Genomic DNA, 6,405 nt, shown 5'->3' with positions numbered 1-6,405 from the left:
TTGCCATGTTATCTGCCTGCCCTTTAAAGCGATAGATAAAAGATAGACAGTGAATGAAAAACCAGCAAATAAAAATGGGTGTCATGTTTATTTAGTGATGTTTATTTAGCATGTTTGTCACGCTCGACTAGCAGTACATGCAGCACATACTGCAGCCGTGTTTATTATAGAAAGCTGGGACGAGAAAAAGGTAAACTCTTGACGATATTGCCAATGCTGGGGCTAGCTATGCAATCTTACTTGTTCCATTTTTATTTTATAAGTTTTAACTATCGTTGCAGCATTAAGGGAGCATCTTCCTCAACCCATTCACATACCCACGCTTATAGATCTCATTTCCATCAGCGTCTTTGACTTGACCTGTGGGCATGACTTCCCAGCCTTGTTTATTGAAAAGTTCATCAGAAATTGCCGCTTTAATAGCTTCAATTTCCAGCGGTACCAGTTGTTTGTTTTCGAGTGTGGTATTGGTTTTATCGCCTTTGGTTCTGTCTATAAACAAGTCTGAGTTGGCTTTGAGCGTATTGAGTTGGTCACGGTATTTGTTCCGTTCGGCAATCAGTGAGCCTACAACGGCTCTAATCACAGGGTCGTCGATGGCATCCAGAATATGTTGGTCGTTGCTGTTCAATAGCTGTTTTTGGCGCACTGAGAGCGGCTTTTTACACGTTGTGCCTGCATAGGCTGCCCAAGCCTCTATTAATTGCTGAAAGTGCTTTCCTGTGCGATTACGGATGGTTTGTGTTGATGGGCCGCCTTGCTCTTTTGACAACCGCCCGATCGTTGCCATAGAAAAGTCGAGAGGCGTTATTTTACTTTGTTGCTCAAGCACAGCATTCAATACCGTTAAAGCATTGGCGGTTCTTGTGGTGGCGCTTGCGCATAGTTCTTGCAGCACTAGCGTTGGGTCAACTGGATTAGCCATTTTTCTTCACTCCTAAAGTGGCAGTTGCCATGTTTGCCAATGTTCTGATGCTAATACCTGTGTTACTTTCAATCGCTTGTACACCTTGCTCGAGCAGGCCTGCGTCTTTCAAGTAAGCTTCAGTATCAAGGTAAGTTGAAAGCATTGTCATGGCTTTGCTTTTGTCTGGCTCTTTAGTGGCATTTAGCATGGCATTGACCATCACATTACCAAGCTTAAGCTGCGCTTCGTCGTCGAGCTGCATCAGGATTGGTTGGTAGCCCATGCGCATCAGCATAGTGTTTAGCATGTTTGATCTGTGATTAATGGCCGTGGTTTTCTTTAAGTCATCTTTTAAGTCTGCAAATACTTCTGCGTCATCGCAGATTTGGATCAGCTGCCTAAATTCAGATTTCGTGTCTAAAAAGCTAAAGAATGGTGATATGTCTTGTGCTGAGCCAAGCGCAATCACTTTGTCTTTGCGGTCGTGCTCTTCCCGATTTTACTCAATACTTAGTACCTTACGGATCACCTGAAAACACGCTACTAAGTCTTTGCAGTATTCATCGGCTTCGGACTTTTGTCGCTCAATACGCCTGTCTATGCTGTTTAGCTGGTCGCGCTTGCTAAATGGGGTTCCATTTACTTCACAAAAGTATTCTTCATCCAACAAACTCGCTTGCTCGCCCTCAAGTTCCACAGCAATTTTGGCCGCTTCTGTGGCGTGATAACTTAGGTTGTTAAAGTGAGCCGTAAGCGATTGAATATAGCGGATGCTGGTAATAAACCAGCGGCAACGAATACAGTTTTCAATGCCATGGGGTACTGGCGCGTGTAAGTCGGCTTGGTTTCGATTCGCTTTTTTTAGTTTATCGCCGCCATTCCAACACCCAGCAATAGAAGCATGTTCAACCAAGGGCGAGGTGTTGCCTCCCGCTAAACAAATGCCTATCGACTTTTCTTGCCACCCAGCTGGGTTGCGCACTCTCAATGCAGTTTGTAGCGATTCAATGTCTTTGAACGCGGCTTGTAAGCCGATTTCTTCAATGGATTTATTGGCCAAGAATGAGCGCAAGCTATCGTCTTCTTGGTCAATTATTTTGCCTTCAGCCTCACGCATTTTCTTGGCCATCATCACAGGCGTGAGTTTGGTGTAGTGCAAAGTCATGATCAAACGACTGTGGCCAACCAACAGCTTTGACAATATCGGTGTGGGTATTTCCCCTTCAATGGCATAGCAAGTGATCAAAGAAACGCGTAATGCATGCAAAGGGAATAGCGGCCTTCTGGCATTTTTAGGGTCAACAAAATGCACTTTGGCACCATCTCTTAATGTATGCTCTTTTTTCGCCACATCGTGCTCAAGTTGGGCAAGCAAAGCCACCCAAAGCGCGTTAACATAACCGTCAGTTATTGGCATACAACGTTCACGCTTACGATACGCAGCGGCATTACGAAATAAAAAGCAAATATCACCAATTTCACTGCGCTGAATTTTGGTTTTAGTGCTGCCAAAGTGTTTGTAATCTAAGTCGTAAATTGAGGTGGGCTTGTTGATTGGGTTGTACTTTTCTTGCCAGTTTCTGAGCTTTTCTAGCCAATACAACACCTCTTCGTGTTGCCACGGGATCACGTACCCCCGAGTTATTTCGTCTTTGTTTCTATCTGCGGTTTTATTGGTGTTTATGTACATGCCTGTCATCACATCACCAATATCTGGCGTAATAATGCGGTGAAATATCCCTTTTTGCCATGGGCGCTTATCGCTGCCTTCAGCAAAATGATGTTGTTCATTCATTTGCCACTCGCCATTGCTGTAACGCCATGTATCAGCCTCGCCCGAGTCCAGCATTCGCACTTGAAAAGTTCGTAAAGGTAACTGCAATTTAAGATACAAAGCCATGGCACGAACAGGTGACCAAATTAAGTAAATGCTGTCACCTTCCTCAAGGGTTCTAAGTGCACCATCGATTCTTATTTGCCGCTGTTTATCTAGTGTGTGTTTTTGCCAAACACAATCAGGGTCTGCTTTGTCTATCACCGACTTATCAACCAAAATCCAGTCTTTTAAAAAACGGGCACTGGTGAAGAAGATCTCACTGTAGTCGATGGCCCACTGCCATTGCTTAAAGTGACCTCGAGGCGCGGGGCATAATATGCTGCGCAATTGTTTAATATAGGCGTAGGGTAAAGCGTTGTAGACAGTCTCCTGCCTTCTTACAGGGTTTTGCTCTTTATCAAAGGGGTTTTGAAATAGCGGCACAGGATCGCCATTATCATCTGGCTCTGAGTAGTAGGTATCAATTATCCAATCAATAAAGCGGCATACATCGTTGTTTTGCCTAACACGGTAGCCGTCATTCAGCTCAAACGGCATAAGAAACTTGTTGTAGTCTTGCCCTGCCAGTGTAAAAAGCTCAATGGGGTCGATAATAAATCGCGGTACCAAATATTCATCTAAAAAGCGTGAAATAGCTGCGCGTGAATGGTCAATGCCGTATTGCTTTTGTTCAAGCCAAGCTGAGGCCAACTCCCGCCATGTTTCCCAACCTGAGCCGTTTTTCTTGATAAACCAATTGAACTCATAATCCTGTGTTTTCATGGTTTATATCTCCTTAATTTAGGGTACTTACCGCTAAATAGCCCATCAGGGTCAATATCTTCAAAACCCGATTCCATCACGTTTTGCCAGCTCACGCTGACGTCTTCTTTAAACTCGGCATAGTGTTGACCATCAAGGTTTTTTGACGCTCTTTCACATGCCAACGTCACGTCTCTAATACTGGGTTGGGTATAAACCGCTTGCGATAATAACGATGCATGGTGGAGTGCCTTTTTGATCAGTCGTGGATCGATACCTGCACTCGACATGCGTCTGCTATAAGCATGACGATGGGCATGTGGGGTTCGTCCTTCAGGTTTTGATACAACAAGGTTGATACGAGCCATGGCCGCTTTATAACTTTGGTTAAACGCATTTAGGGTGAGCGATTGACCTTCGTGTGTTTGTGAAAACGACACAAATGCGTAAGGGTGCATTCTTGGCAACGGTAATAGGTAAAGTAAGTATTGCTGCCACAACTTGGCAAATAGCTCACCGTAAAAGGCTGGAAACCAGTGCAGTTGAATGTAGTTTTCGTCATCATCAACCACTTTGGTTTTCCAGCCAACTCGAGCGGTACCCGTCATGCGGTTACGAGGAATTAGGTTGAAGTTCTCAGACAAATACGCTGCGCGTGTTTTTTTGTCGTTTGCGGCCAGTCCAGTTATTTGGTGCTCTGCCATCTTCGGGGTGGTACAAACGTACTATCACACCACTTGGGTTTTCTGGGTCATAAAACACATCATCCACCCAAAGGTGTAAAGCATCACTTTCTCGTACACCGGTGCCATGCATCAGCAACACAATAAGCTGATCACGCAGTGCCACGCGCTTATCTCTGGCTTTGCCTAAGCCTTGAATAAAAAAGGGTTTAAAGAGCTTTTCTGGAAATGAAATGGCATCACCATCAACCTTTAGCACATCCTTTTTACCGCGTACCTTACGCACGGTTTTAAGCACACTGGGTAAAGGGTTACTTTTGATATGGCCTAAAAAGTTGTACTGATTGCGTTTGTACCATGCAGCATAGTTAAGGCGTTCTTGATGAGAGCTGGCTTGTTCAAACGGGTTTAAGCTAGTTGTATTTCTGTTATTGGCGAGCCAATCCGTTAAGCCATTTAGCGCAGATAAAAGTTGATTTACGTTTGCTGTAGAGCGAGGTAACCAATATAAACCCGATGGATCATTCCCCTCTGGGCTAATGGTACCCAACGATAAACGCATTACAAATGATTGAAATAACTTACTGGCGTCTGAAAATAATCCTGTGTTGGCTTCCATGTACTCGAGTAACAATTGGCAAGCAAACGTAATGCGATTCATCCATGGCAAACTTTTAATGTGCGACTGACTTATAACGTAATCAAGTAAAGGGTCGAATACACCATATTCGCTAAGCAACACAGGTACTTCAATCAATAAGCCTGAATTATCTGTTTGAACTTGCGCAAGAACTTTGACTAACACGGTAACTAAACCAATTAGTGCGGGTGAGTTTTAGTAGATTAGTATAAGAAATGCTATTGATCTAATGAGCTAAGATTTAGTTTTTTACTTTAGAAAGATAGGAATTAGTACAGATTAGTATAGTTTTGAGTACTATAAATATGACTTACACTACAAACAACATTTGGAGTTTGGGTGGCAGTCTTACCAGCCACATCTCGGCACACAAATCACACGCTGTGGCTGCTCCCTTCCGGGCCTGACCAGATTCACCTGCTATTGTTGCGAGAGGACCAATAAGACTACCATTGAGGGCCTTGTTTGGCGCGGAAAGGATTATCTCTAGTTTCGAGTTGAGTTTCAAGGGAAAACTCACTTATTCGCACTGACTGCTTAAACATCAAGCAGTCAGTGCAAAATACTTACTGTGCTAATGATTTTTGTAAAGCGCTTAAACGTTGTTTTACTCGTTCCATGTTTTCAGGGCCCATACGTAAAAACTGCTTTTGCGCCTCAGATAGTTGCTCCCATTCTGGGTAGGCATAGCGATAAGTCACTGAATCTTTAATCAAAGGTACATTACTTTTTGGTATTGGCGTGCTAAGTAACTCGCTAATTGCTTTATCTAGCGTGCCATTAAAGTCATTACCGTTGTAGCCAATCTCTTCATATGCTTGCGCAATCAACGGCTGAAATTTATTAAGCATACGCACAATTTGCGCCGTACTCATGCTAGATAGCATGTCAACATAAGGCGTGTAACGTTCAAAACTATTTGGATCAGTTACCACAATATCGTCTTCAAGTGCCATAAATGGCTCTTCGGGTTTTTTAACTGGCATGTGTTTTTCAGCTATTTTACCTTTGGCTAGGTTTTCAACGAATACCACACCTCGGCGAACCATGTCATCGTTCACTATCAGTGCTAAGGCTTTTTCAGTCATAATCTCAGCCACCGTTTGTTTAACTACTTCATCGCTGTTATCAAGCGATGGTAATTCAGGCTCATTTGGTGTAGCTGGTGCAACTTCAATTGGTATTTCGTTACGGTTTGCTGAAGCTGGTATTTCAACTGTCTCTGGGGCCTCTGCTGGCTCTTGAACTACAGGCTTTGTTTGAGCTGTGTTAATATGCTCGGTATATTGTGGTTGCTGTTCAACCACGTCTTGAGCATACTTTGCATTATCTTGCTTTGTCTCGTCTTGCTTGGATAAAACAAATATCAATACGATCCCAAGCGCGACCACAACAGTGGCGGCAAGTAATAGATGACTACGCGATGGCTTAGCTTTTTGAGGGTGTTCTGAACCAGACTCTGACATAACAGCTCCATAAAATTGGCTTGAAAAACAATATTCTTTTGAATATTTAAAAATTAAAACATAAAGTAAATGTTATAGCACTTATAATGCGATGATAGCAGGACTAATTCTACTGACGAGCAATATAGTAA

At 43.2% G+C, this 6,405-nt stretch carries 6 protein-coding genes and 1 other RNA gene; all 7 read right to left on the bottom strand.

Features of this window, described 5'->3' with window-relative positions; translation table 11 throughout:
- Nucleotides 1–283: 283 nt before the first annotated feature.
- Entirely contained in the window at nucleotides 284–925 is a 642-nt protein-coding gene (gene gmtX / locus SANK73390_RS04515) for a gamma-mobile-trio protein GmtX (RefSeq protein WP_462764054.1), read from the bottom strand.
- Nucleotides 918–1,376 carry a hypothetical protein gene (locus SANK73390_RS04510; protein ID WP_462764051.1) on the bottom strand — a complete coding sequence of 153 codons (459 nt, stop codon included), beginning with the start codon at nucleotides 1,374–1,376 and terminating at the stop codon, nucleotides 918–920. The genes gmtX and SANK73390_RS04510 overlap by 8 nt, the downstream gene beginning before the upstream one ends.
- Nucleotides 1,377–1,406: 30 nt before the next feature.
- Nucleotides 1,407–3,506 (bottom strand): gamma-mobile-trio integrase GmtZ, encoded by a 2,100-nt coding sequence (gmtZ, locus tag SANK73390_RS04505; protein WP_462764048.1) that lies wholly within the window; start codon nucleotides 3,504–3,506, stop codon nucleotides 1,407–1,409.
- A complete protein-coding gene (locus SANK73390_RS04500; protein ID WP_462764045.1) occupies nucleotides 3,503–4,129 on the bottom strand; it encodes a tyrosine-type recombinase/integrase in 627 nt (208 codons plus the stop codon). The genes gmtZ and SANK73390_RS04500 overlap by 4 nt, the downstream gene beginning before the upstream one ends.
- On the bottom strand, nucleotides 4,122–4,973 hold the full coding sequence (locus tag SANK73390_RS04495; RefSeq protein WP_462764042.1) for a hypothetical protein: 852 nt from the start codon (nucleotides 4,971–4,973) through the stop codon (nucleotides 4,122–4,124). Before SANK73390_RS04495 ends, SANK73390_RS04500 begins: the two co-directional genes overlap by 8 nt.
- Nucleotides 4,974–5,154: 181 nt before the next feature.
- Nucleotides 5,155–5,251, bottom strand: an RNA gene (gene ffs, locus SANK73390_RS04490) — signal recognition particle sRNA small type.
- 123 nt (nucleotides 5,252–5,374) lie between these two features.
- Nucleotides 5,375–6,274, bottom strand: coding sequence for a DUF3014 domain-containing protein (locus SANK73390_RS04485; RefSeq protein ID WP_462764040.1), 900 nt, complete (start codon nucleotides 6,272–6,274; stop codon nucleotides 5,375–5,377).
- Nucleotides 6,275–6,405 lie beyond the last annotated feature (131 nt).

The sequence above is a fragment of the Pseudoalteromonas sp. SANK 73390 genome, assembly GCF_054966645.1.
Note: the sequence above shows the minus strand (reverse complement) of the source record. Positions and strands in the feature narration are given on the sequence as shown.